Genomic DNA, 25,716 nt, shown 5'->3' on the forward strand with positions numbered 1-25,716 from the left:
AAGATTTCAACAAAAGCTTTCACTACAACATTTTGTAAATCCTTTTATTTAAATGTATAATTATATAGAAAATAAAAAGCATAGGAGATATATGTATGGAGAGGATATTAACTAATTATAAAAGACATTTGAAAAATTGGAGATTTATATTCATTTGTATATTACCTACTATTTCCTTGTTATATACTTTAGATGTTATCTATGAATTATTATTCCATCAAAATTTCTATTTATCTAACTTAATTTTTGCTATTATATTATTTTTAATATTTATTAACATCAAAGATATGTTTAAAATTGAAAGTTAAAGAGCGGGATAAAAAAGAGCACCCTGCAATGGGATGCTCTCATGTGATAGAGGTTTTTCTGAGTATTAAGTAGGACACGAAGGTCTTGTCCCACTATCTAATATATGCTTGTACTTATTTTTTGTGCATGTACGAAGTATCACTATAAATTCTCCTCATAAATTCATTGTACAATTAACATATTTATACATAAAAAACATCCCCCGTAGATGTTTTTTATGTACCGATTGTTAAGCTTCCATAAACTTAGCTGGTACACCAATTTTTTCAACTACAGAAGATATATTAGTAGGATTAATCATTACATTTTCAATACTAACTAATTTATTTTCTAATAGTCCACTCTTTGTTGTAATAAGTTCTTCAAACCGTTCTAAAGTCATCGAAAATTTGTGTTCACTTCCGCCATTCATACTGACTTTTACATACTTCATCATGCACCCGCCTTTCATAATAATCTATAATTCGATAAAAAGGCGCTTACATCCTTTTTATTTACTACTAGATTTTTCACTTTTACACTTACCAATTTACGTATATTCATTGTGAAGAAAACAGGTACTATTTTAATGTTCACGTAATAATTGCTAGTAAGAATGATAAAGATAAAAATGCGCAAAGTGGTATATATAAAACTGTATCCATTTTAGCAAAATGCGTATCTGTTTTCCGCTTAAAGATACCAAAATAATGAAACTCACCAATTACTCTTATGAAAAATACAATCATACAAATCCAGGATCCCATTTGAACAATAATGTTAGGAAATGCAAAATGAACAATATTTGTTTGTTGTAATAAAATTATCGCTGCCATACTTAGTAATAACGCAATGAACAATGTCATCCCTGTACCTGGTGTAAACGCCTTTTCTCCAGCTTTTGTTGGAATGACACTATTTGTCGCCCACTTACCTCCGAAAGCCCAGTAAACATGTAAAAAGCTAACTAGAAATAATATACAGACAGAAATATATGTAATAATAAGCATTTTGTCCTCCTATTATTTTATTTAAGTCTTCAACTTTACATTATGCTATAAATTCCACCTTAGCAATCTATATTTAATAACATAAAAACCCCTTAATGATTTTTCGTAAAATTGATTAATCATTAAGGGGCTTTTAACTTTATTACGCATTATACCTATTTCTACGACGTTCCATCCTCGTTTGTCCTTGAGCAGTACCTTCTTTATATTGATCTATTTGCTCTCTCATTTCATATGTTGCAGCTGGAGCTGGTTCTTCGTAATTATGCTCACGTATTTTTTCTGGTGTTTTTCGTTTTGGTACTTTTCCACCAAACTTAAATAATTTCATCTTTAATTTCGGTAATTTTGGAAGTGGAATCTTAAATGATAGCTTTTTACGTTTCTTTTTTTGTTGAAATAGATTTATATTTTCTTTATTATCTTCCTCTTTACGGTGTAATAACATGGCGATTAATCCACCTAATATAAGCCCGCCAACTAAAAGCATGAGGTATTTGAAATTGCTTATCATTAAACTCGACATACGTTCAAGTATAACTAACGACTGTACTTCTTTTATATCCCAAAGTAAAGCAGCCCATAATGAGACTAAACCGAAAGTAAGTCCATATGTACGAAAACGGAATAGACACGGAATTAAAGCGACACATGCGGCAATTTTCGCATTCGTTATTATTGAATTTATTGAAATATCTTGATGCCAAATGACTAACAGGAGTGTTATAAATGGTGCATAAGCTATCCAACTACATATACGTGAATATATTTTTTTCGCAAAATAACTACCGAAACTAGTAAAAAATAAAAGGCCTCCAATATATAAAGATTGTTCTAGTGGGATTTGCTTCATCATTCCTGCAACTGGAAAGAGGCCGCTCAATAGCATTAATAGCACATCTAATTTCTTCACAATTCCTCATTCCTTTCAAATTACTTTTGAATCAATTCATATAGCTTTCTTAAATGATGCAGTTTTTTATTTCTAAAAAACATCTTAATCCTGTACGCAAATAAAGTAAATACATAAAAGAGAAGATACATGACAAAGGATATCCTTATTTACATGAAAAAATGACAAATCCTGACCGATATAATGAGCAGGATTTGTCTATTATTTATTTACAGCAGAATAATTGAATCTTTCTTTTCTATCTTTATTATATCTACATCCAGTTCATCATCAAACTCTTTAAACTCTCTTACATCTATATCCGTCATATAGCCTTTTATTACTTTCGCCATATGCATGGAATACGGCATGTGTACATCCTTTTCCAAAAGCATACTTGAGTTACAGCACATGTAATGTATCATTTTGGCAATATAATTCCTTTCTGCAACTTTTACACCTAGCGGTAATATTTCAAGTATGTACCGATGCAATGTTTCACTATCATTAAATGAATACTCACCAGTGCTATAATACATTCCTTTTTGATCTACATATAAACTCGTTCCATCCAGTACATCATCACATTGTATCGCACCGTATTTTGGTACATCAAAAGCTGTATTTATTCTTATAATATTTAAGTTTGGAACCTTTAGCACATCTGGAACAATCTCCGGAAAAGTATCTACATCAATTTTTTTATTTACTAACTCTTTTATCCAATGTTTTCTTACATTCGCATCTATAATGAAATATACTTGCTCATTTTGTTCTTTTGCATGTTGTAAAATTCCTGTTAATGTTTCAGAAACAAATTGTTTAAATTGAATTCCCATATCATTTCTTTTTGAAGGCTGTGGTAAAAAGGTATTATGTTTATTTACATGTAATATTAAACGATCAATCGTTTGCCAATCTGTATTCCCATATAATTTATATGAAATTTCTTTTCCTTTTATTTGTGAAAAAATAGGTAAGAAATCAAATTTCGAGATTCGTTCAATTGATAAATTAACATATGTACAAGGTAAATTTATCTTATTCCAATTACGTTTTAAAAATCCTTTTTGTTCTAATAAACTAAAAATACAATTTATAATTGTTTTACGAGATACACTTTGGCCTATAAATAAATTAATAAATGCTGAAATACGGTTTGTTCGTGCAAACCCTTCTCTAACAATTTGCTTCGGATCAATTTTTTCACGGCCATCACAATTTTTCATTGCGATTAACGCTAATGTTGCATCATTGCGCTCACCTGCAGTAGCATAAACCGCTTTCATAACATCCTCTACTAAATTTGTTTTATATTTCTGGCAATATTGCATTTTATATGGATTTTGCAATACTTTTTCAATATTATGTCTTACTATTTTTAACAATACTGGAGAATCTGCATTTAATACGTATGATGACTCACCGATTTGAGCTAACACAATTTCAGTTTCAAATAACGCTTGTTCTACTTCCAACGATATTTTTTCAGACCATATTTCTAACGTTATAGTCTCTAATCCTTTTGGTGCAATTAAAGGGAATAATTCATTTTCATTATTTGTGACTACCTTTTTACATTCCGGTAGTAATCTGAAATAAGAGAATTTTTGCTGAAACCCTTTAAATAAATACTCTCTTTCCTTTACTTTTATACCAAGTTTTATTTTAGTACCTTGAACTTTATATATTCTCTCGTTATATGGAAGTAACACCCTAAGATTTTCTCCCAGCATATAATCTTTCGGATATTGAAGAATATGCTCCAAATCAACTTCTCCACCTATATGAAAATCATCTTTTAAATTTCTAAATATCTTAATCCACTTTATACCGTTTGTTGCTTGTTGCACTTTTAGCTTTACAAACCGATTTTTTTTATTATTCGATGCAAATTCTGGAGTAGAAATTAAAATCATGCCTCGTTTTCGTCTTAAAAGCAAAGGAATATCTGGATGGTTATATTCTTGATAAAATCTACGAATTCCTATTGAAACATTTAATAATGGAATATTCTCGCCTCCGCGCGTTATACATTCGAACCGATATACATAGGCGAAATAATCTTGTGTTTTTTCGTCTTTAATAGGCTCTGACATAGCCTCACAAATATTTTGTGATCTAAGAGGCGAAAAATATATATTTTTTTCGTGTATGTTTTCTAATTGTAAAGGGCGTTCACAAAACATATGTGAAATTAAAGCGGGCACCCACTTAGAATATATTTCATTATCATGTAATACTGTTAAATTAGAAATTAAATCGTAATGCCATTCATATTTTGGCGATTCTATTAATTTATTAGGCTTCCAATCATGAATAATTTCATACCAACTTTGGAAAATATAATCAAGTTGTTCTTTTCTAATAGGTTCTTTACATACAATCCACGGCGTATTTTCATTTAATACATATGGATTATGCTGAATAAATAATATATCAGAAAACATATCATATAACCTTTCATTCAATCGTTTCAACTTACTCGTTAATAAAAATGTCTTATAATGTATCTCTACAATATCAAGCCATTCAATAGGAAAATATATAAATGATACGCTTTCGTTTAAAAGAGGTTCTACTATATTTTCAAATGTTAACAACTTTAATTTTTCCATAAAATGATTACTTCCTTTCTTCATTTTTCTTGATCACAAAAAAACTAAAGTATAATCACAATATCTAATTACTTAAAAGAAAAACAAATACCGCTTATCTAATTAACATGTTAATGAATGACGCGTATAAGAATTAAAAATCATCATACATAGCCCTCCTTTTATATTACAAATATAATACATTCAAATTATACAATATATATTGCATATTGTATTTGAAATTCACAATAATTTTACAAAAGAGTATAAAAAGAGGTATTGACCATACATATGTATCGCAATACCTCTTTTCTTTACCCTATTACATCTTTTACTTCTATATTCACTGGCCACTGCTCTAAAGTATAAGCCATTTCCCAAAATGAATATTCATATTGACTACTAATAATAAAATGCTGTTTCATTCGCTTACGGTCAGACTCTGTCACCTTTTCAGCGATAATATCTAATCGTGTAATTTGCTCTTCAACTAATGTACGGAACCAATCAGATCCGTAAGCAGAAATCCATTCGTTATAAATTGGCTCTTCTGGCTGACACTCTTTTAAACGCTCGCCAATTTCATAATACAGCCAATAGCAAGGTAAAATTGCTGCAATGATATCGCCTAAATGTCCTTCATATGCCGCACGATACATATGTGAAGTATATGCGTATGCAGTTGGAGCTGGAATAAAATTATCTTTTTCTTCTTGTGTTATCCCTAGTTTCTTCGCAAAATTCTCATGTAAAGATAATTCTGCCTCATATGTATTTTGAGCATGGTGTGCCATACGAGCTGTCGTTTCTAATTCCAGTGCTTTTGCAGCTCCTAACGTTTGTACTCTAGCAAAATGACTCAAATAATATGAATCTTGAAGCACGTAATAGCGAAAACTAGCTAAATCTAACGTTCCTTCACCAAGTTTTTTTACAAAAGGGTGATGAAAACTAGCTTCCCAAATTGAATCTACTTCTTTACGTAATGATTGTGAAAAAGTCATTTAAATCCCTCCAAGTAATTTATTTAATATAAGTATTTATCCACATTTATTAACGCTTTAAAATAAAAAAACTTTCTTTACAGACGTAAAGAAAGTGAAATTGACAGTATTTATTGATAAAATAGCAATGTCTTTCCCACTTCCCTACGCTGGCATTAACCAGATCAGGTACTAAGAGTCTCAAATTCTCATTTGATCTCAGCCTATAATAGGCCCCCCTAGTGGATAAATATTTAATTTTCGTACTGTATTCATCATAACATACTTCATGTTACTGTCAAAAGTATTCATGATACCAGTGCTTAAAACCCTTCTTCTTTTCTTACCCTTAATGAAGTTTCAATGATCATATCTAATAGTTTACTATAATCAATTCCCGCTGCATCTGCACTTTTTGGTAGTAAACTCGCTTGTGTCATCCCTGGTAATGTATTAATCTCCATTACATATGGAATACCGTCCTTCACCATCATATCCACCCTTGCATAAACACTGCACTTTAATGCTTTATAGCAAGCCAGTGACGCTTTGTTTACACGTTCCTTCAACTCAGCTGGAAGTTCGATAACTTCTTCAATTGTACTAGCATCATCATATTTTGCATTGTAATCAAAGAACTCCGCCGCATGTCGAATTGAAATGATAGGTAACTGTTTTCCATCAAAAATTGAACATGTAATCTCGTCACCTTTTATATACTTCTCTATTACTACTTCAGAATCCCATTCGAATACAGTTTCCAGCATTGCAATTAATTCGTCTTTATCATAGACAATCTTTACCCCAACACTTGAGCCACCAGAGTTCGGTTTTACCACTAATGGAAACCCTAACTTATCTAACTCATCAAGATTTAGATCTTCCATTTTTGTAAGTTCAATCCAATCTGGTGTTTCTATACCTTCATAACGTAAAATCTTTTTCGAAATATTTTTGTCCATACATATACCGCTAGATAACATATTGCTTCCACTATAAGGAATACCTAAACTTTCAAGCGTTCCTTGAACCGTCCCATCTTCCCCGTATTTTCCGTGTAATGCGAGTAGCGCAAAATCAATGTCTTTCGCTTTTTCGATTAAATCTATTTTTTCATTTAACGTAATTGGTACGATTTCATATTTATTTTTATCTAAATTTGCAATCATTTCATTTCCAGTCATAATTGACACTTGTTTTTCAGAGGATACTCCACCCATAATAACGCCAATTCTCATTTCCTCAACTCCAAATTTCATTTTTTATTGTATCACCGATTATTTTGATTCCACGTACTATTTCTTCTTCTTTCAGACGTGAAAATCCTAATCGAAAAGTAGTCGCTCCTCCTCCATCAGAATAAAAAACATCTCCAGGAGAAAATGTAACCCCTTGCTCATAACACTTTTGTAAAAGAGTACGGGCATGAATTTTTTCTTCTAACTCTATAAATAAATGAAGTCCACCGTCACCGGTCATTCTTTGAAACGAAATGTACTCGTTACATGCCCCAACAGCTAACTCATATTTTTTCTTATAAACAGATCTTGCCTTTTTTAAATATTTTTCAAAATACCCTTCATGTAAATATTGAAATAAAACCGCTTGATCTAGCGTTGATGTGTGTATTGTTCTTGCTCTTTTTACACTTTCTAAATGATGGATTAGCTCTTTATCTGCGATGATCCAGCCTACACGTAAACCAGGGAAAAGTACCTTTGAAAAGCTACTAATATAAATTACATTATTACCAGCGCCAGCAAAAGTTAATAATGGTGCTAAATGTGAACCTGAATAACGTAGCTCTTCATTAAACCCATCTTCTATAATAGGAACCTTATATTTTGAAAATAATCTCATCAGTTCCGTTCTTTTCTCTGAACTCGTAACAATACCGGTTGGATTATGATAAGAAGGAATTAAATACGCAAAATCAAAATCCTTTTCACGCAAACTTTTTTCTACTTCGTTCGTATCGATGCCATCTTCATTCATAGTTATTCCATGTACTTCAAGTCCATGTAAACGGAACAGCTTCAGTGCAGCATGATGTGTCGGATTCTCACAAATAACTCGCCCTGATTTTTTCGATAGCGAAGATAGTACAATGTCTAATCCTTCTGTAAATCCATTTGTAATTAAAATATCTTTGTTCGAAATATCTACACCTTTCATTTCCATATAGTGAAGTAGATAATTCATTAACGGCCTATAACCTTTTGCGTATCCGTAATTTAATACGACATCCCCTTCAATGGACATGCGAGTAAGAAAAGCTCTTTTGAAATTTTCCACATCAAATAGCTTTTCATCTGGAGCAATGCTATTAAAAACAATCATTCCTTTTTCCCAGCGAACACCATGTTTCATTAAATCTAATTCATCCGCCAATAAGGTAACTGTATTAAGTTTATTTTTCCAATCTATTTCAACAGACGAAGTGTTCGATATATCAATCTTCGCTACAAAATTCCCTTTACCTTTAACTGCATAAATGAGTCCTTCTTGCTCTAAATCTGCATAAGCAGCCAGTACAGTATTTCTGCTCACATTTAGTAATTCACTTAATTCCCTTGTTGAAGGAATTTTTTGATTTCCGAGCAAATGCCCTTTCATAATCATCTTTTTTACATAATCTTTCAATTGAATATAAACAGGACGATCTTTTACAACTTTAAAATCTTTAAACAATTCCTTCCCCCCTGCAATCATTTTTGCATATTTATTTCATTCTCAAAAGGTCCACTACATATGTATTTTTTATAAAGGGCGGTACGGTCTTATAAAGCGAAGGCTAATAATCAATGGAGGATTTTACTTCCCGTTATTACGGTACAAATCTTTATGATATAAGTTAATTATATCTTTTAAAGCTGCTGCTGCGGCTCCGCGTGGATTAGAAGCACCACCAATTGTAGTAACTTGCCCCATCGTATCTGTAAAGAATGTAATCCCTTTTTCTGTCCCATTTACATTTGCTAGCGGATGATCTTTATCTATTTCGCGTGGTTCCACATGAAGAGCCACTTTACCACACTTATCCTTATATGCTGAAGCTATTAATTTAATATATTTATTATGTTCTTTAGCATTTCGAATTTGTTGTTGTGTAACCTGTTCGATTCCTTTTATATGTATATCGGTAAGTGTATTTTCTGTTCTCATTAAACTGTTTGTCAAAAGTAACAATTTACACGCACTATCAGAACCACTTACATCTAATATTGGATTCGTTTCAGCAATTCCTTTACTTTGCGCTTCTTTCAGTGCTTCTTCAAACGTAATATCTTCCTCATTCATTTTCGAAAGAATATAATTTGTAGTCCCGTTTAATATTCCTTCTATTTTTTCAATATGGCAACCAGCCAAACTAAATTGGCCAATATCAAGTGTCGGTAATGCGGCAGCAGTTGCACCACTATATCGAATTCGTACATTTGCGATTTTTGCTGCTCCATTTATTTCTCTCCAGTTTGTAACGAGTGCACCTTTTGAAATTGCTACTATATCCATATGTTTCTCAATCGCTTGTTTTATATATTGTTTTCCTGGATTTCCATCTTTAAGATTTGTAACAGTCGATTCCACCAGTACAGTACCACTTATGTTATCCGTTGCTCGTTCCTTCGGATGATGCTCAATATATTCTTCAATTGCGGAGCTACCGCCACCATACCTTAATAAGTGATGAATAGATAATCCATCCTCATTATGTATTGCAACATTTCTACCTAAAACGCCACTTAAAACTAACTCTATACCATATGTTTCATATATATATGAATATTTTTCATTTAGTAATTTTATAAACTCTCTTCCTACTGTTCCATATCCTGATAATACAACTTTAATTTTCATAATATCCCCCCATATTTTTCTACCATATCCCTCTTTCAATATAATATAAAGCGCCCTCGAATTCCATCGAGAGCGCTTTATTATTACCTATTTCGGTAATCTTGATAGCTTTTCTATAATTGTTCTATAAAACTCTTGAATACTAGAAAAACCTAACGTGTCTGAAACACTAAGTCCTACCATGTCGAGATGGTCCCAATTTGCTTTCGTTTCGATATGATTCCATTTTCCAATCTGTAAAGCCTCATTATTATTTACAGCAGTATTAGAAGAAGGTGCAATCATAGAATTTGTATTTACTACACCGTCATTTTGCCACCAAGAAGTATCAATGAATGGACGATTTTCTTCATATCTCGCATAGGAACCTAGGAAAAATGCATTGCCCATTAACACTTTATTCATCGTTATATGAGGTAGATGTAAACCTGTTATAGGTACTGCTTGTGATGCATGTCCACTATAGGATAAGTAATACACATCTGATTGCGTCTTTACCCAATTATTAAGCTCCTTTGCACCATCTGTACTTAAATCCCATTGACTTATATCTTTTGTATCTTTCCAAAGTGAACTATTTATAATACGATCAGTATATTGGAAAAAGGACTCTCCAGTATTCTTCTTTATCCCCCATTGATCCAATTTAAAATCATATAATGATAAATTACTGTTTCCTCCTAAACTTGCAGCTGCAATGAGTAAATCTTTTACAAACGGCAACAGAAGGCTTCCATCAGCAAGTGTTGTCCCATTGTGAGGAGTTGCTAATGTTGTCACACTATGAACATATGATTTCTTGCCCTCAAATAGTGATGATATATTCGTGTTCGGATGATTTTTCACATGATTTTTTTCTTCTAAATTACCTTCTTTTAATAGCTGTACTAATGTTCTAATCGTTTGTCCACCCATGCTATGCCCAACTAAATGAACTTTATTTGTTTCACTCCAATTCGGTGCAAAACCACTATAAGTTCTGCCAAAACGATTATGTCCATGTTTCTCAGCATGTGCGGCACCGTAGTCTACTGTACCACCATTAATTTGCGCATATAATTCACATGCGCGATCCCAGTTACTAGAAACAGGTCCAACAGCAGCAGTATGTACTGTATAGCCACTTCTTTTTAAATCTTCTTGTATATCATGAACACCACCCCAATATTTAACCCCTAACATTTCCTCTCTACCCCACCCAGCAAATCCATTCACTAGTATGATAGGATAATTATTTTGTTGCTTCTCTTCAGCGTATGTTGTTTTCGCTGTGAATAAAAACACAGTCCCTATTGTGAATAAACATATTTTTAAAAATAATTTCCCCATGCTTCCTCCCCCTAATAAAACGTTTACATTTCCCTATTAAAAATGAGTTCTTAACTTAAACATAATGTAAAGTATTTTATATACATTGTATATAGAGAAAACATACACAAATGTTGATAAATATTAATTCAAGTGAGGCATTACTTTTTACAATATAACTTTTAAATCTGATTATTCGAATTTATAATTAGATTTAGTTTCCTCATGTTAAATAGCTTTAATAATTATAAGAAAACTATTTTTATTACTTAAGGAGGAGGAAAAGGCATGCAAATCGGATTAAATATTCATACGTTATCTCAACCGACTAAAATAACTCCATCTAATCTTGAGCATAATACTATCTCTTCTACTAAACTTGAAGATAAAAAATCAAATGATCCCATCAAATTTGATATTCGTTCATCTGAAAAAGAAATGAAACAACGTGAGCATAAATTTAACGAATTAGATTTATGGAAGATGTTAAAAGATAAAGGTGTTCCTTTATGGATCATACTTGAAATGCTACAAAGGTCTCGTAAGGAAAAAGAATCTCAAAATAATTCAGTTCAAAATTCAAATGCGATTGAAGAACCGAGCGAGACGCGATTAAATGAAGTAATGTAAACTATGTTATCTAAATGGTCTAAAATTAAAAAGAGTTCAAGGCTGATAAAATCCCTATCAACCTTGAACCCTTTTTATGATTTTTCTCCAATCGTGACAAATTGAACTGATACTTCTTCCTCAAAATCTTTAATTAACTTTCTTACTTTTACATATTCATTAGTCAATATATTATCTGTCGACATTTTAGGTTTTTCGTCACCTAAAGATTTTTTCAGATGAAGAAGTTGCATTTTTGTTTCATTTGCCTGTATTTCTTTATATACACTATTGCTCGCCACAATTACATACCATAGTGTTCCATAATTTCGATTATTACCAAGCCAAGCATCACTATCATATGTAACTGGTATCACTTTTCCTTCTATTTCAATACTTTTTATATTCTTTTCTTCTTCATTTATAAATAATAGTGAACTTTCTTTTGGAAAATTCGGTAACGTATCTAAAGGTTTAGAATGAGATGAATGATCTCTTTTACGAAAAATTTTTGCTTTAATCATCGCTTTTGCAGTAGATTCATTTAATATCAAAACCCTTTTTTGGTCAAATCTACCTGTTTTCACCGAAAAAACTTCAATTTCTTTCGTATTTTCCTTATAACGATTCATAATTGTTAAAGTATGATTCTCATCTCCAATGATTAATACCCCGTTAGCTGGAAATCTGTTTTCATTTTTAGAGCATGCACTTAAACTTATTAAAATTAATATACTTAATATGAAAATAGAGAGTGTTTTTTTCATCACAGTTCCTTTCATAACTCAAATTGTTTTTTACATGCTTTTCTGCAATCTTACTTGCTGATATTCTCTACTGTTCCATAGTTTTATAAAGCTTTTGTAAGTAACGCCAACGAGTTATAAAGAAATATAAAACTTGTATACATATAAATGAAATTAAAATTATGATAGAGCTATTCATAATAGAAAAATCGACTAATTGTTGTAATGCCATATAAGCGACCACAGTATGAATCACTGCAACGATAATCGGTAAGAAGAACATTAATACTAATTGTCTTGTTACAACTTTTTTCAACTCTCGTTTACTTAATCCCATTTTCGAAATCATCTTATATTGCTGCTGATCGCGGTCCAAATCAGTATATAACCGGAAATAAATAAAACTAGCAGCGAAAGTAAAGAAGACGATTCCAACTAAAACGCTTGCCATAAGTAATAACCCATTCGTTTGTTTTGCACTTAACAACTCTATAGTTAGTGCTCTAAATTCAAAATGTATGTCTCTAGGATCTTGATCGAATATGTCACTTAATTGGTTTGAAATCTCTTTCGTTTTTATCCAATCATCTACAACAAATCCATAAGTTCGATATTGAATAATATTTTCAAAATCTAGATTACTATTAAGCGGAATTTCATCATACACATGATCTTGAATCGCAATATTAATCCCTTCCGTATCGTGTGGCAAAACTAAATTATCTACAGTTTTTTTCACATGAAATGTCTTTGTCCAATCGCCTTGAATGACTTCAATATTCTTTTTATAATCACCATTTTTAAACTCTTGTTTTTGTGATACGACTCCAGGGATTAATAACATTTCATCTTCTTTTTCAATCGTTTCTTGTTGGTACCCGAGTGCTCTCGCAAGTTCGTTATATTCACTTAACTTCATTACATTTACATTACTTTCTGTATAAATATCTGAAGTGGAAGCCATTCGATATGGAATATTAGAATCAGCAAGATGTTTTTTTATAATCGAGAGATGTTTATCCGTTATTTTATTTTTATCAGGAGCTGTATACAAAAATGTATACGGGTTTGTCATCCTTACCAAATCTTTGTTTCCAAGAGCTGCTGTCGTGCCAATTGCTGTAAAAGCAACTGCTGAAATAATAGATACTATAAAAAACATTGTTGCATTATCTTTCATACGGTATATTAATTCTGAAAATGTTAATATATTGGTTCTCTTTAAAAAGAAAGATTCACTCCTTTTCACAAGATGCAATATATAAACGCTACACTGTGTATATAAAAAGTACGTTCCTATAATTACTAGGAGCACACCCATTCCGAGCGTAATAAAACTATAACTTGGGATAAAGCGAAATACTAAAATATAGCCATATCCTATACTAAATAAAGAAAAAATTGATAATAAAATTGACGATTTGGGTTCAGGCTTTGGCTTTTCCCCTGCTTGAATAAGTTCCACAAGTTCTGTTACTCTTATCATTTTAAAAGTAACTAGCGAAACAATTAAAAATAAGAATAGAAACGTGATGCCAGTTAATAATACCGCCTTTACTGGCATATAAAAAGGTAAGCCGTTACTAATCATTAATACACTGGCACTTATTAATAAAACTAGTTTAGAAAATATAAGTCCAATAAGAACACCTATACAAATTGAACCGAGTCCAATTAACATATTTTCAATTAACAATAACTTCTTAAGCTGTCTCATTGACATGCCTTGCATCATTAAAATTCCAAATTCTTTCTTACGTGTTTTTAAAAACGAACTCACTGAATATAGAATGAAGAAGAATGAAAAGACAAAAATCAAACCTTGTGAAACTTCAAATCCTAATGTACCAAATGTACTTATTGTTTTACTTGTCGATTTCAACTCCCCCTGTAAATCAGGATGGAATAATAAAAGTGCATATGTAAAGAAAATCATAATCGAAAATGCACTACTTAAAAAATGGGCAGCATATGTACGCTTATTACGAAAAATATTATTAAATGCGAATTGACGAAAAGTCATGCCTTTTCCCTCCTAACAAAGAAAGGACATCCATAATCTTTTGATAAAATGCTTGCCTGCTTTCACCCCGATAAATTTCATTATATAATTGACCATCTTTTATAAAAATAACTCTGCTACAAAAACTCGCTGCATACGGATCATGTGTAACTAACATCATCGTTGCCCTTTCTTCCTTATTTAGAGTATCTAACATTTCCATTACATCATTTGAAGATTTAGAATCTAAATTCCCGGTTGGTTCATCTGCAAGTAATAATTGCGGCTTATGAACAATTGCACGAGCAATTGCTGTTCTTTGAGCTTGTCCCCCTGAAATTTCAAACGTTCTTTTATTCAATATATCTGTAATATTTAACTTTTCTGCGATTTCTTCTACTCTTTTGTTCATTTCTGGCACAGAAACACCATCTAAAGTCATCGGCAATACGATATTTTCCTTTACTGTAAGTGTGCTAAGTAGATTAAATGATTGAAAAACAAATCCTAATTGTTTCCTGCGGAACAAAGCTAAATCCTCTGATGATAACTGGAAAGGATTTGTACCATTTATTAAAATTTCTCCTGAGGACGGAGAATCAATAGTAGATACCATATTTAATAGCGTAGTTTTCCCGCTACCGGATGGCCCCATGATTCCTATAAATTCACCTTCTTGAATTGATAAATCAATATCTACTAATGCTTTAAAAGGTATTTTCCCTTTATATACTTTACTAATATTTTTCGCATGTAAAATTTCCATTTCTATTCTCCCTTCATTTGCACTTCTCACAATAGAGTGTAAATGAATTCTCTTATAGCTCATATTGATTCATCTTTCATTTATCTTACACGCTTGTAAGATTTCTAAAAAAACTGATAATAACACTATTTACAAATTAAAATTAACGCATAACTATCTTATAATAATTGTATAGTGGTAGGAAATACAATATCCTATCTTTATTATACGAAAAAGAAAAGACCGATTACTTTATCGGTCTTTTCCTTCCAAAAGTTATATTTTTAACTTATGCCTTTTTTAATTGAAATGTATTTGACTCACCATTTTAATTCTCTTTCACTTTATAATACCCTCTACAAAAAATTGAGTGCTTCGGTTTAATCGCAATTAACAAAGAATTGTATATATCTGAAGCAGAAATTATTGCGTTTATCCAACATACAAATAATAAGATTGATTTAATATTTCCTAATACAAAAGATGAAATTATGGCCGGAACAACTGATAATACAATAATGGGTAAACTCATAAAGATCCAAAATCTCGCTTTGGATAGAATTGCATTCGTATTTAGCCAAAAAAATATTCCACTACGGGTTAAGCTAATATCACCTTTATTATTTATAACAATAATATGTAGCCATTCATGAATGATGAAGACCAAAATGCCTATGATGATGAGATAAAATATATTAAGATTAGTGAAACTTGCCCTAAAATAATGCGGTATTAGAAAAATAATGATTTGAAGTACATATACAAACTTCATATAATGTTTCCTATGCCAATTATTCTGTATAAAAGGATTCCATTCTGATAAATCCATACTTATTTGTGGTAAGTTACGAAACCAAATTATAATACGCTTTCTCCCCCTCTTTTAAACTATTTCATACTTTAAAAAATGTAATCCACTAAAGCTTTACCGTTAATTTTAGTTACAAACTCTTTTTTCCCTTTATGCTTTTATTAAAGCTTAAAGTAATTCATTTACAGAATAATTCGAGTGAAAATTTAGTGTTTTCACAGATAAATACATTCGACAAAATTTCCCAAATCCCTTTTCGAATATATTGTTTATAAAATGGTTCTTGCTTGTACAACTTGATACATCTGTTTTGGTGAAAAGCACACAATGTAAAAAAGCTTAGAGTTTTAGCTCTAAGCTTTTTTTTGCATTATCGCTCCCTTTAAAGAGCACCATTTTTTATCCATTCGGATTTACTCAATACATAATGATTATAAATTTGATTTTCTATCGACTGCCGACCCAAATAAATAAATCCACATTTTTCAATAACTTTATTTGATGGTACGTTGTTAATTAAAGCAATTGCGTTTAGAACATCAACATTTGTATTTTCAAACAAATAGCCGATCAAGCCTTTTGTTGCTTTCGATGCATAACCATTATTATGAAATTCCCTTGAAACAGCATACATGAGTTCTCTGTTCGGTGCAGGAAGCTCATCTTTTATACCTGTACAGCACCATCCAATAAATTCATTTGTGGTTTTCTTAAATATTCCTAGTCTTAATATGTGATCATCTATGTTACTCGTAGTTGTCACTGCATGAAGAAATGCTTTGTTTTCTGGTATTTCATCATTTGTAACCCAATTAACTCGTTGTTCTTTCGTTGATTTCCAGCCTGGTAAAAACTTTTCTATTTCCGGTTGATTTGATATTTTATAAATACTCTCTGCATCTTTGACCGTAAACTCTTGTAGGTATATATCACCACAATCTATTCTAAATAAATTAGTCAAATTCTCTTCTTCCATCTTAATACCTCTTCCTTACGCTAAAGCGCCTTAATCTGCTTCGTAAGTTCCATAAACCGTTCATCTAGCTCTTTATATTCTTTGTCTTTAGAAGTTAAAAAGCTTAATTTCCCTAATACTTCTTGTCTCTCTGTTTCTAACGTTAAACGTAGTTCTTCAATTTCATCTCTAGTTTTCGTAGGTTCTTCGAGATGCTTTTGTATCGTATTGTTTACAAACACGAGTTTTGCGTTAGTTGTTTTCTCCAGAAAATATCGATCGTGAGAAACGATAATGAGTGTTCCGTTATACTCAGCTAATGTATTTTCAAGCTGTTCACGTGAAGATAGATCAAGGTGATTCGTAGGTTCATCTAAAATAAGTACATCTTTTTCATCTAAAATATAAGCCATTAGCTTACATTTTACTCGTTCACCCATACTCATATGTCGAATCGGCTCTTTCCATTGGGAAGATTCAAATCCTAAATGTTTCATTAAATTTTGGACTTTTCCTCTTTCTTCAAATGTCTCTTTATAAAATAAATCTTCTGGTGTTTTATCAAGTGGTAAATCAAATACTTCTTGTGTTAAATAACCGATGTTTGCTGATGGTGAAATCCATACTTCTCCTTCAGCAGTTTCTGTTCCCATAATCATCTTTAGTAACGTTGTTTTCCCGCTACCGTTTGGTCCAATAATCGCAACCTTTTCACTGTGCTGAATTGTAAAATTAACGTTTTCAAATAATGTCCGATTATTAAATTCTTTCCGCAATTGTTTTACTTCTAAGAAACGTTTTCCTACTTTTTTATTCGCTTGAATAGAAAATTCAACTGAATATTCTTCTTTCACACGTTCTACTTTCGTTTTCTCCAGCTCTTTTTCAAGACGTTTTCGTTTCGATTTAACTTGCGCGTCCATTCGCTTCGCCTTTACACGATAAAATTCTTTCACTCCTTCTTGTTTTGTAGACTGCGCATGTGCTTTTTGTGACCATGAACTTAATTCTTTTATATGAGTTTCTACTTGTTCTATCTTCTTTTGTTGTTTCTCATATTCACGCTGCTGCGTCATTCGTTTATGCTCCCGTGCTTTCATATAACTCGTATAACTTCCGCTATGGTCAATTAATTTCTTATCCTCAATTGACCATATTCTACTTGCGACAACATCTAAAAAGTATCGGTCATGCGATACGACGATAACTGTACCTTTCATATTTTTTATTTGTTTAATGAGAAATTCCGTACTCATCTCATCTAAATGATTTGTCGGTTCGTCTAATATTAATATATTAGGATTTTCAGCAAATCCTTTTACTAATCGAACTTTTAGCTTTTCACCACCACTTAAAGTTAGAAAATCGTTCGTTGGCACGCCCCATTTTGCAAGGAGTTCCGCTTCTTTTGCAACTATATCCTTACTAACAAATGATTCTTTTTCTTGTTCAACATATGCAGTTGTCATATTCATTTGAAGCCATTCAACAGTACCTTTTGACGGTTCAATCTTCCCATTTATTAATTGAAGTAATGTTGATTTACCAGCCCCGTTTTTACCAATTAATCCGATAACATCCCCTTGTTTTACTGTCACATTCATTTTCTCTAACAAAGTATTTTCCTTTATTTCAACATAAACATCATTTAATTTTAATAATTCTTTCATAATACCGTCCCTTTCATTAAGGGAGAATAAAAAAATCCTCCCAAATAAATTTGGCAGGATTAGTCGTTAAAATATTTATACCCAAATAAGCTATTGCGCAACATAAATAGCAATACCGTTGAATGGAAATTGGGCAGACTAATCCTATTTTTTAGAAATTGAAATTTATTGAATTTCAACATTTAAAAATAAGATTAGTTAATCATCGTCCACCCATCATTCCTTTCCGTCATTAATAACCATATTGTACCATACTAGTACTGTATGAGTAAATGCAATTATATGTGCTGTTATAAAGATTGCTTTCTTCAAGGGCTATTTATCATTTCTTAACTTCAAATTGAACAAGCATACTTTATTTTTAGATTCCCCTAATAATAACCTTCTAAGCACTCCCCCTTATATAATTTTTATATAACTGTATGATTAATTTTATATTATACATACTACATTTCTGTTTTTATAATAAAGTTATCATTTTTAAGGAGGGACTCTACAATGGAATTTTGCAAACTCGGAAACAGTGGATTAACAGTAAGTAAGATTGCATACGGTAACTGGATAAACCATGGTGGAAAAGTAAATGAAGATACTGCAAATGAATGTGTGAAAGCCGCATTAGATGTTGGAATTACAACGTTCGATACTGCAGATGTTTATTCGGACACTATTGCTGAGGAAGTACTTGGTCGTTCTTTGAAAGGAATACGCCGAGAAAGTATAGAACTTTGTACAAAAGTATGCCATCCGACCGGACCCGGAAAAAATGATCGTGGATTATCACGAAAACATATTATAGAAAATTGTAATGCATCGTTACAACGGCTACATACAGACTACATTGATGTCTATTATGCACATCGATTCGATACAACAACACCTCTGGAAGAAACAATGTTAGCTTTCTCAGATCTTGTAAGACAAGGGAAAGTCCTTTATTTAGGCGTAAGTGAATGGACATCGGAGCAAATCACACGCGGTGCAGCACTTGCACGAGAATTGAAAATCCCTCTTATTGCTAGCCAACCTCAATATTCGATGTTGTGGCGAGTTATAGAAACTGATGTGATTCCAACAGGTCAACGTGAAGGACTTGGCCAAATTGTTTGGTCTCCCCTCGCACAAGGTATTCTCACTGGAAAATATCAACCAGGTAAACCACTCCCCGCCCAATCACGTGCTAATTCAGATGCAGGAAAACCCTTTTTCAACAAACTCGTACAACGTTGGATGAGTGATGATGTACTTACTGCAATACAGAAACTTAATCCTATTGCAACTGAAAATAATCTTACCTTACCTCAACTCGCAGTTGCTTGGGTACTACAAAATCCAGCTGTTTCCTCTGCAATTATTGGCGCTTCAGATCCGGAGCAAATAAGAGAAAATGTAATTGCTTCTAGTGTTACATTGTCACCTGAAATTATGGGTCAAATTGATAGTGTACTAAAAGGTTTCATTGAGTATGACCCAAGTAAAACAGGTTAAATCGTCAGTGACTTAACAATAAATATAGTACCTTTCCCAAATCACTACTGCCCATCCAATCAAGATGGGCCTTTACTTTTCAAATTCAAATTGTGAAGTCGTATAAATCTCTCTAACAACTGCTAAGAAGTTCTCGAGCACGACAGACTTTTCATCCTGCCTCCATCCAGCGTATAAGTTTATTTCCGGTGTATGTTCCTCAATATCTTTATATATGACTCCCGATTTTTTATAACTTTCCACCGATGATGGAACGATAGAAATTCCCATTCCTGCTGCAACTAAATTAACAATCGTCTGCATTTGAATTGCTTCTTGAACAATATTTAAACTTACTCCATGCTCCCAAAAGTAACTAATAATTAAATCATAAAAGTTAGTACCGAAATGACGAGGAAATAAAACAAATGGTTCATCTACTAGTTCTTTAATAGAAATATTAGGTAACGAAACTAATGCGTGATTTTCATATAAAACCAATTTTAAACGTTCTTTAGAACAAACTTCGGAAAACAATATTTCATTATTCTGCTTAGAACGAATAAATCCAATGTGAATTTGTTTTTCATAGAGTGCTTTTATTTGCTGGTCTGTTGTCATCTCGCGTAATATAAGCTGAATTTTAGGAAAGCGTTCTCGAAATGTTTTTAATATGTTTATAACCGTTTCTGTAGAATCAACAAAACCAATGATTAAATATCCAATCTTTCCTTCATCCGCAAGCTGTGTTTCTTTAATAGTTCTTTCTACTTGAAGTAACGTTTGCCGAGACCCTTCTAAAAATATTTTCCCAGCATCGGTAAGCTCAACCATTCGCTTTGTTCGGTAAAAAAGTTGAACCCCTAATTCATCTTCTAATTTACGAATCTCTTGGCTTAAAGGCGGTTGTGCCATCATAAGACGCTCTGCTGCACGGCTAAAGTTTAATTCTTCTGCCACCGTTATGAAATATTTTATTTTTCGAATATCCATTACAATCCCCCTATCATTCACAACTAGTAAAAAATCCTCCTTCTAATAAATTGTAAATAAAAACAGTAGGAAACTATATCAATCCCTTTTCGTTTCTTTTTTATCATAAATCATTTCATGAAAATACGAGAGATTTATACTAAGTTGAATTACATGTTTTTGGAAATTTCATTACTTGCATATATTATTTGATTTACCATTTGGTTGAGTAACGAGTTCTTGATATTTTATTCACCTAATTATAAAAACAAAATGTTATTCGTTATCCAATAACCATTTATTGTTTTTCGATAATTTTTTATTGATTACTCTCCTTTAATAAGCTATTATATGTTTGTAGAAAATTTTAATGTAAGGATTGAATTTATGGAAAAAACATTAAAAATCACAAAGTTAAATATGTTTTTAAGGATTTTTCTCATCCCGATTATAGTAGGGATAATTGTTGGTATACTAACTAAATTTGGGCAAGGTATACTTCCAGGACATTGGAATTCATTAGCTAATCTAGGAAGCGTTTGGTTAGTTCCATCCTTTTTTGTTGCTAGTTTTAGTTATTCTAAGCGTACAGCTATACTTTCTGGTATTCTTGCACTACTCGGTATGGTATTAGGCTACTATGGTTATGCAATAGTTATTAAAAATGTAGCTCACTCTATTTATTTTATATCTGTATGGATTGTATGTGCATGTATAGGAGGAACTATCTTTGGAATTGCAGGTTTTCTATGGAAAGATACTACAAATCCACTTCATAAATTCGGAAGTGCGCTTATTAGTGGAGTTTTTGTAACGGATGGACTTCACATTCTTTTAAACTTTGAAGACTATAGTCACATGTTACCTGTTGGATATACCGAAGTGATAGTCGGGATTATCTTCATTCTTGTGTTAGAACGCTCTAATACTAATCGAATTTCTTCTTTCTTAATGATGGTTCCTATCACTATTTTAGGATTAATTGGATATACATTATTAAGTTTGTTTACTTAATTACAATACTGTATCATGAAAAAACAAAAGACTAATTCTATTATAATCCACAAACCATATCACGAATTCGAACATTATACTTATTAATGTTGATACACTTATTCATAGGGTGGATTCATGAAGCTATCTCTTTCAAAGGGGTGGCTTTTTTCTTACAAAAACTATTTATCAGCTTTTTATTAAATCCTTCTAATTTAACAATCGTATTTATTAGCGTGTCATTAAACATACTAAGATGATCTTTTGCCATTTCATATAATCGCTGTCAACTACCCCCACATATTATTAGCCCTCACCAATCGTACTTTAATGCGCAGCCCGTCCCCCACCTAACTTCTTTTCTTTCGCTGAATTATGAGGTGGGGCTTACTCCCCATTAAAGTGAGATAAAATAAGGCTAAAAAACTTATTTCCAAAGTTCTTTAGCCTAGATCACTTATTTATACATTATAAAATTTAATTCGTACAACCGTACCTTTACCAACTTCTGAATAAATTTCTACACTATGTCCTAATTGTTTCGTAATTTCATATACAAGATATAGCCCCATTCCAGTAGATTCTTTAAAATCTCTGCCATTTTCCCCTGTAAAGAAAGGTTTAAATACTCTAGGTAGATCTTGCTTCGGTATACCTACACCATTATCAGCAATTTCAAGTATGACTGTCTTATCTTCCTTACAAGCTTGCACTTTAATCTTTTCTCTACTACCTGATGAATATTTAATCGCATTCGATAGTATTTGTCCAATTAAAAATTGTAACCATTTCGCATCACTTTCAACAGTAATACCTTTATCAATTTCAAGCTCTGGATATACAAAGTTCCGAATAAAGAAGCGTTTATGTTCATGCACGGAATCATTCACTATTTTATGGAGTTGTACTCTTTCCACATAAAAATCTTGTGTAAATGCTTCTAAACGCGCGACATACAGAGCCATCTCTAGCCCTTTTTTCAGCCTATCTGTTTCCTCATTTATACTTTCAAAACGCGAATCCACTTCATCCTGTGTAATTAACTCTATTACAGATAAAGGTGTTTTCATTTGATGTATCCATTGATTCATAAAAGTTAGATGATCATTATTTTTTCTCTCTTGTATCTGGAGCTGATTTTGATAATGGCGATATTGTTCCTCAAGCAAGTCTTGAAGCGCAGTAGATAAAACTGCAAAATCTGATTTTTGAACAGATTCATCTAAAGAGTGCAACGGATTTGCTAACCGTTCATAGAAAGTACGATGGGTAAAGTAACGAAATACTAAATAGCCTACCATAAAAAAGACACCTAAAAACATTGCATATAATGCCGTTGCAATATGATTATGCCCATCAAACCAATATACAAGAAAAATGGCTAGTAGCTGGATTACTGTAAAACAAATAAGTGATATATGATCACGAATAAACAATTTTAGCATTTCTCCATACCAGTATCCCAAGTAATATGTAATCTATAACCGACACTACGGATCGTTTCAATTGCATCTTCAATCTGTAACATTTTTAACTTTTTACGCACACGAGTTGTATTTACGCTTAAAGTATTATCATCAACATAAGATTCGCTATCCCATAATTTATTTAATAGCACTTCTCTACCCACAACACGCGGATAGTTTTTCATTAACATCTCTAATAAAATAGCTTCATTTCTCGTTATATCAATTTCTTGATTCTTAAGCTTCAATACAAGCCTTTCTGGATATAAACAAAGACCTTGTTGCTCAACCATCCGTTCTTCTACTTTCGGTGCATAATCTCCGTAAGCACGTCTTAAATGACTACGAATTTTAGCCATTACAACTTCGTAATGGAACGGCTTTGAAATAAAATCATCGCCACCGTTTTCAAGCGCCATAACTTGATCCATTGTGCCTTCACGAGCCGAAATAAATAATATCGGACATGTAGACACGCCGCGAATTTGACGACACCAATAGTACCCATCAAAACTTGGTAAATTAATATCTAATAAAACTAACTCTGGTTGTTCTTCTAAAAAAATGTTTAATACATTTTGAAAATCCGATACAATAATTCCTTCATACCCGTATTTCGCGACATGTGTTGATAATAGTTCTGCAATTTTCATATCGTCTTCTACAATCATAATTTTAACCATGTGTTTACTCCTTTTTCGATCCCAATCTTATATTCAATTATATAAAATAAATACTACCTGTTTTTATATCATCCGTAAATCAAAAAAGGATACTTTTATACAACAGCATCCTTCTTCTAACATTCTTATTTAATATGAAATTTACTCAAATTAAAACCTAGCTTCTCCACATAATTCATACCTAGTTCCATTCGAGCAGTCTTCAGCGGGTCCACAACTTGGCATACTTTTAAATTGCCTGCAGCTGATAATAAAAGCGTTGCATCCGCTTTAGACATTTCTAATTCTTCATGTAAAAATGTCACCATATTACGTACAGCGCGATTCGCTGCATCATCTAACAATTTTTCTGAAGCAATCGTCATTACTTTTTCTTTTTGGATAGCCATTGGTAGTGGACATTTCTTTCCTTTTATTATTTGAACTGTTACTGTTACCTCACCAGCAACCTCTACGCCACTAACACCAATTTCACCATCACCCATCGCTGCGTGTAAATCACCTAATGCTAATAGAGCACCAGGAACATTTACAGGTAATAGTAAAGTTGTCCCTTCTTTAATTTCTTTACAGTCCATATTCCCGCCATGATCATGCGGGGTGCCACATGAAATGCTCTCTTCTTTCGGCGCTGTACCAATAACACCGATCATTGGATTAATCGGGATTTGTAATTCATTTGAAAACAAAACATGTTCATTATGTATTGGGACTATTTTCACTGTGTTTTCGTTCAGCTCTTCACCCATTACACCAAGATTCGCCCCTGTAGTTAAAACACCTTTCTCTGCAATTTTAATTTTTTCAACCGTTACGACTAAAATATCACCAGGTTCTGCACCACTAATATATACTGGACCAGTCGCTGGATTAATTCGGTTCCAATCTAATTCTTGAAACGCAACATCTTCAGAATCAATTTGATTTTCAAAGCAATCATATGTTTCAAATACAAGACGACTCCCTACTTCTACTTCCATACAAGGCTGATTATCGGGTGACATTGCGTAAACGATATGTTCTTTATGAATGCGATACATCTTATCTCTCCCCTTTTATATTAGTCTACAATTACTAATTAGCTTTTTTCGTAAAAGCTCCTGTTAAAAATTAATAAATTTACATATAGAAAAGCACTTAGCTTATTTTCATACATACACTCTTTACTATAACAGGTAAAGAAAGGTGGTAGCACTATGCCCCTTATTCCATATAACGAAAGTGATGTTGATTTACTAGCTCGTTTAATTCGTGCAGAAGCTGAAGGAGAAGGTCGACAAGGTGAACAACTTGTTGGCTGCGTAGTAGTAAATCGTGTATTTTGTGATTGCTTAGATTTTAAACAGCTTCGATCTGTGCGTGATGCAGTATATCAAAGCCCTGGCGGGTTTGAAGCAGTGCAATACGGATATTTTTATCAGCGAGCTCGTGATTCAGAAAAAGAAATTGCAAGAAAAGTTTTGCAAGGTGAATGGAGATGGCCAGCACGATGGGCTCTTTGGTATTTTCGTCCAGTTGGAGCTTGTCCACCTGAATGGTATAACCAGCCGTTTGCAGGGCAATTTAAAAGCCATTGCTTTTATGAACCACGTGGTGATGAATGTCCGAAAATGTATTCACGGTAGCAAAATTTGAAACGCAAGTACTTAGATTTCTGAGTA

General features: G+C 32.4%; 24 protein-coding genes and 1 riboswitch. Of the genes, 5 read left to right on the top strand and 19 right to left on the bottom strand.

The features are described from left to right. Positions 1 to 95 precede the first annotated feature (95 nt). Complete coding sequence (locus ACTFOB_RS01600) at positions 96 to 308, top strand: hypothetical protein (protein WP_440024133.1); 213 nt, start codon at positions 96 to 98, stop codon at positions 306 to 308. 230 nt (positions 309 to 538) lie between these two features. Here ACTFOB_RS01600 and ACTFOB_RS01605 read toward each other — a convergent pair whose 3' ends face one another. The 9 genes from ACTFOB_RS01605 to ACTFOB_RS01645 all read right to left on the bottom strand — a co-directional run bounded on the left by ACTFOB_RS01605 (position 539) and on the right by ACTFOB_RS01645 (position 10,957). Next, positions 539 to 742: a hypothetical protein gene (locus ACTFOB_RS01605; RefSeq protein WP_440024774.1), complete on the bottom strand. Its 204-nt coding sequence runs from the start codon at positions 740 to 742 to the stop codon at positions 539 to 541. 139 nt (positions 743 to 881) lie between these two features. Continuing rightward, positions 882 to 1,298, bottom strand: a complete 417-nt coding sequence (locus tag ACTFOB_RS01610) for a DUF3995 domain-containing protein (RefSeq protein WP_440024135.1) — start codon at positions 1,296 to 1,298, stop codon at positions 882 to 884. A gap of 142 nt (positions 1,299 to 1,440) precedes the next feature. After that, complete coding sequence (locus ACTFOB_RS01615) at positions 1,441 to 2,211, bottom strand: DUF3959 family protein (RefSeq protein WP_440024137.1); 771 nt, start codon at positions 2,209 to 2,211, stop codon at positions 1,441 to 1,443. A 209-nt stretch (positions 2,212 to 2,420) separates the two neighbouring features. Continuing rightward, on the bottom strand, positions 2,421 to 4,808 hold the full coding sequence (locus tag ACTFOB_RS01620; protein ID WP_440024138.1) for an RNaseH domain-containing protein: 2,388 nt from the start codon (positions 4,806 to 4,808) through the stop codon (positions 2,421 to 2,423). Positions 4,809 to 5,101: 293 nt separating this feature from the next. Then, on the bottom strand, positions 5,102 to 5,791 hold the full coding sequence (gene tenA / locus ACTFOB_RS01625; RefSeq protein ID WP_440024139.1) for a thiaminase II: 690 nt from the start codon (positions 5,789 to 5,791) through the stop codon (positions 5,102 to 5,104). Between the two features lie 124 nt (positions 5,792 to 5,915). Next, positions 5,916 to 6,021, bottom strand: a riboswitch (TPP riboswitch). Between the two features lie 72 nt (positions 6,022 to 6,093). Then, entirely contained in the window at positions 6,094 to 7,008 is a 915-nt protein-coding gene (gene ddlB / locus ACTFOB_RS01630; protein WP_440024140.1) for a D-alanine--D-alanine ligase, read from the bottom strand. A gap of 4 nt (positions 7,009 to 7,012) precedes the next feature. Beyond that, positions 7,013 to 8,461 (bottom strand): MocR-like pyridoxine biosynthesis transcription factor PdxR, encoded by a 1,449-nt coding sequence (pdxR, locus tag ACTFOB_RS01635; protein WP_440024142.1) that lies wholly within the window; start codon positions 8,459 to 8,461, stop codon positions 7,013 to 7,015. A 123-nt stretch (positions 8,462 to 8,584) separates the two neighbouring features. Continuing rightward, the gene (locus ACTFOB_RS01640; RefSeq protein WP_440024144.1) at positions 8,585 to 9,628 is read right to left on the bottom strand and encodes a homoserine dehydrogenase; all 1,044 of its coding nucleotides are present in this window, start codon (positions 9,626 to 9,628) and stop codon (positions 8,585 to 8,587) included. Between the two features lie 87 nt (positions 9,629 to 9,715). Beyond that, a complete protein-coding gene (locus ACTFOB_RS01645) occupies positions 9,716 to 10,957 on the bottom strand; it encodes an esterase/lipase family protein (protein ID WP_440024146.1) in 1,242 nt (413 codons plus the stop codon). 267 nt (positions 10,958 to 11,224) lie between these two features. Here ACTFOB_RS01645 and ACTFOB_RS01650 point away from each other — a divergent pair, with 267 nt between their 5' ends. Continuing rightward, on the top strand, positions 11,225 to 11,566 hold the full coding sequence (locus tag ACTFOB_RS01650; protein WP_440024148.1) for a DUF3914 domain-containing protein: 342 nt from the start codon (positions 11,225 to 11,227) through the stop codon (positions 11,564 to 11,566). A 74-nt stretch (positions 11,567 to 11,640) separates the two neighbouring features. Here ACTFOB_RS01650 and ACTFOB_RS01655 read toward each other — a convergent pair whose 3' ends face one another. The 6 genes from ACTFOB_RS01655 to abc-f all read right to left on the bottom strand — a co-directional run bounded on the left by ACTFOB_RS01655 (position 11,641) and on the right by abc-f (position 18,474). Next, positions 11,641 to 12,312 carry a lipoprotein BA_5634 family protein gene (locus tag ACTFOB_RS01655; RefSeq protein ID WP_440024775.1) on the bottom strand — a complete coding sequence of 224 codons (672 nt, stop codon included), beginning with the start codon at positions 12,310 to 12,312 and terminating at the stop codon, positions 11,641 to 11,643. A gap of 67 nt (positions 12,313 to 12,379) precedes the next feature. Further along, the gene (locus ACTFOB_RS01660) at positions 12,380 to 14,314 is read right to left on the bottom strand and encodes an ABC transporter permease (RefSeq protein ID WP_440024149.1); all 1,935 of its coding nucleotides are present in this window, start codon (positions 14,312 to 14,314) and stop codon (positions 12,380 to 12,382) included. Next, positions 14,289 to 15,059 carry an ABC transporter ATP-binding protein gene (locus tag ACTFOB_RS01665; RefSeq protein ID WP_440024150.1) on the bottom strand — a complete coding sequence of 257 codons (771 nt, stop codon included), beginning with the start codon at positions 15,057 to 15,059 and terminating at the stop codon, positions 14,289 to 14,291. Before ACTFOB_RS01665 ends, ACTFOB_RS01660 begins: the two co-directional genes overlap by 26 nt. Positions 15,060 to 15,366: 307 nt before the next feature. After that, complete coding sequence (locus ACTFOB_RS01670) at positions 15,367 to 15,867, bottom strand: DUF3267 domain-containing protein (RefSeq protein WP_440024152.1); 501 nt, start codon at positions 15,865 to 15,867, stop codon at positions 15,367 to 15,369. A 364-nt stretch (positions 15,868 to 16,231) separates the two neighbouring features. Further along, a complete protein-coding gene (locus ACTFOB_RS01675) occupies positions 16,232 to 16,825 on the bottom strand; it encodes a GNAT family N-acetyltransferase (RefSeq protein ID WP_440024154.1) in 594 nt (197 codons plus the stop codon). A gap of 20 nt (positions 16,826 to 16,845) precedes the next feature. Beyond that, positions 16,846 to 18,474, bottom strand: a complete 1,629-nt coding sequence (gene abc-f / locus ACTFOB_RS01680; protein WP_440024156.1) for a ribosomal protection-like ABC-F family protein — start codon at positions 18,472 to 18,474, stop codon at positions 16,846 to 16,848. A gap of 498 nt (positions 18,475 to 18,972) precedes the next feature. Here abc-f and ACTFOB_RS01685 point away from each other — a divergent pair, with 498 nt between their 5' ends. Then, the gene (locus ACTFOB_RS01685; protein ID WP_440024158.1) at positions 18,973 to 19,962 is read left to right on the top strand and encodes an aldo/keto reductase family protein; all 990 of its coding nucleotides are present in this window, start codon (positions 18,973 to 18,975) and stop codon (positions 19,960 to 19,962) included. A gap of 72 nt (positions 19,963 to 20,034) precedes the next feature. On the opposite strand, the gene ACTFOB_RS01690 is transcribed toward ACTFOB_RS01685, so the two are convergent. Then, positions 20,035 to 20,934: a LysR family transcriptional regulator gene (locus ACTFOB_RS01690; RefSeq protein ID WP_440024159.1), complete on the bottom strand. Its 900-nt coding sequence runs from the start codon at positions 20,932 to 20,934 to the stop codon at positions 20,035 to 20,037. 366 nt (positions 20,935 to 21,300) lie between these two features. Here ACTFOB_RS01690 and ACTFOB_RS01695 point away from each other — a divergent pair, with 366 nt between their 5' ends. After that, positions 21,301 to 21,927 carry a DUF6518 family protein gene (locus ACTFOB_RS01695; RefSeq protein ID WP_440024160.1) on the top strand — a complete coding sequence of 209 codons (627 nt, stop codon included), beginning with the start codon at positions 21,301 to 21,303 and terminating at the stop codon, positions 21,925 to 21,927. 440 nt (positions 21,928 to 22,367) lie between these two features. On the opposite strand, the gene ACTFOB_RS01700 is transcribed toward ACTFOB_RS01695, so the two are convergent. From ACTFOB_RS01700 to ACTFOB_RS01710, 3 genes are all read right to left on the bottom strand, one after another. After that, positions 22,368 to 23,351 (bottom strand): sensor histidine kinase, encoded by a 984-nt coding sequence (locus tag ACTFOB_RS01700; protein ID WP_440024161.1) that lies wholly within the window; start codon positions 23,349 to 23,351, stop codon positions 22,368 to 22,370. Beyond that, positions 23,345 to 24,055, bottom strand: a complete 711-nt coding sequence (locus tag ACTFOB_RS01705) for a response regulator (protein ID WP_440024163.1) — start codon at positions 24,053 to 24,055, stop codon at positions 23,345 to 23,347. Before ACTFOB_RS01705 ends, ACTFOB_RS01700 begins: the two co-directional genes overlap by 7 nt. Before the next feature lie 125 nt (positions 24,056 to 24,180). Beyond that, entirely contained in the window at positions 24,181 to 25,095 is a 915-nt protein-coding gene (locus tag ACTFOB_RS01710; RefSeq protein WP_440024164.1) for an acetamidase/formamidase family protein, read from the bottom strand. 156 nt (positions 25,096 to 25,251) lie between these two features. Between ACTFOB_RS01710 and ACTFOB_RS01715 the strand changes: the two genes are divergently transcribed. Next, entirely contained in the window at positions 25,252 to 25,680 is a 429-nt protein-coding gene (locus ACTFOB_RS01715; protein WP_001128407.1) for a cell wall hydrolase, read from the top strand. Positions 25,681 to 25,716 lie beyond the last annotated feature (36 nt).

It is taken from the genome of Bacillus cereus group sp. MYBK79-1, from assembly GCF_051915365.1.
GTDB lineage: Bacteria > Bacillota > Bacilli > Bacillales > Bacillaceae_G > Bacillus_A.

Excerpts from the sequence above, each read along its gene's own strand:
- ACTFOB_RS01600 (WP_440024133.1), top strand. The coding sequence starts at position 96 with ATGGAGAGGATATTAACTAATTATAAAAGACATTTGAAAAATTGGAGA.
- ACTFOB_RS01605 (WP_440024774.1), bottom strand. The coding sequence starts at position 742 with ATGAAGTATGTAAAAGTCAGTATGAATGGCGGAAGTGAACACAAATTT.
- ACTFOB_RS01610 (WP_440024135.1), bottom strand. The coding sequence starts at position 1,298 with ATGCTTATTATTACATATATTTCTGTCTGTATATTATTTCTAGTTAGC.
- ACTFOB_RS01620 (WP_440024138.1), bottom strand. The coding sequence starts at position 4,808 with ATGGAAAAATTAAAGTTGTTAACATTTGAAAATATAGTAGAACCTCTT.
- tenA (WP_440024139.1), bottom strand. The coding sequence starts at position 5,791 with ATGACTTTTTCACAATCATTACGTAAAGAAGTAGATTCAATTTGGGAA.
- ddlB (WP_440024140.1), bottom strand. The coding sequence starts at position 7,008 with ATGAGAATTGGCGTTATTATGGGTGGAGTATCCTCTGAAAAACAAGTG.
- ACTFOB_RS01640 (WP_440024144.1), bottom strand. The coding sequence starts at position 9,628 with ATGAAAATTAAAGTTGTATTATCAGGATATGGAACAGTAGGAAGAGAG.
- ACTFOB_RS01645 (WP_440024146.1), bottom strand. The coding sequence starts at position 10,957 with ATGGGGAAATTATTTTTAAAAATATGTTTATTCACAATAGGGACTGTG.
- ACTFOB_RS01650 (WP_440024148.1), top strand. The coding sequence starts at position 11,225 with ATGCAAATCGGATTAAATATTCATACGTTATCTCAACCGACTAAAATA.
- ACTFOB_RS01655 (WP_440024775.1), bottom strand. The coding sequence starts at position 12,312 with ATGAAAAAAACACTCTCTATTTTCATATTAAGTATATTAATTTTAATA.
- ACTFOB_RS01660 (WP_440024149.1), bottom strand. The coding sequence starts at position 14,314 with ATGACTTTTCGTCAATTCGCATTTAATAATATTTTTCGTAATAAGCGT.
- ACTFOB_RS01665 (WP_440024150.1), bottom strand. The coding sequence starts at position 15,059 with ATGGAAATTTTACATGCGAAAAATATTAGTAAAGTATATAAAGGGAAA.
- ACTFOB_RS01670 (WP_440024152.1), bottom strand. The coding sequence starts at position 15,867 with ATGGATTTATCAGAATGGAATCCTTTTATACAGAATAATTGGCATAGG.
- ACTFOB_RS01675 (WP_440024154.1), bottom strand. The coding sequence starts at position 16,825 with ATGGAAGAAGAGAATTTGACTAATTTATTTAGAATAGATTGTGGTGAT.
- abc-f (WP_440024156.1), bottom strand. The coding sequence starts at position 18,474 with ATGAAAGAATTATTAAAATTAAATGATGTTTATGTTGAAATAAAGGAA.
- ACTFOB_RS01685 (WP_440024158.1), top strand. The coding sequence starts at position 18,973 with ATGGAATTTTGCAAACTCGGAAACAGTGGATTAACAGTAAGTAAGATT.
- ACTFOB_RS01690 (WP_440024159.1), bottom strand. The coding sequence starts at position 20,934 with ATGGATATTCGAAAAATAAAATATTTCATAACGGTGGCAGAAGAATTA.
- ACTFOB_RS01695 (WP_440024160.1), top strand. The coding sequence starts at position 21,301 with ATGGAAAAAACATTAAAAATCACAAAGTTAAATATGTTTTTAAGGATT.
- ACTFOB_RS01700 (WP_440024161.1), bottom strand. The coding sequence starts at position 23,351 with ATGCTAAAATTGTTTATTCGTGATCATATATCACTTATTTGTTTTACA.
- ACTFOB_RS01705 (WP_440024163.1), bottom strand. The coding sequence starts at position 24,055 with ATGGTTAAAATTATGATTGTAGAAGACGATATGAAAATTGCAGAACTA.
- ACTFOB_RS01710 (WP_440024164.1), bottom strand. The coding sequence starts at position 25,095 with ATGTATCGCATTCATAAAGAACATATCGTTTACGCAATGTCACCCGAT.
- ACTFOB_RS01715 (WP_001128407.1), top strand. The coding sequence starts at position 25,252 with ATGCCCCTTATTCCATATAACGAAAGTGATGTTGATTTACTAGCTCGT.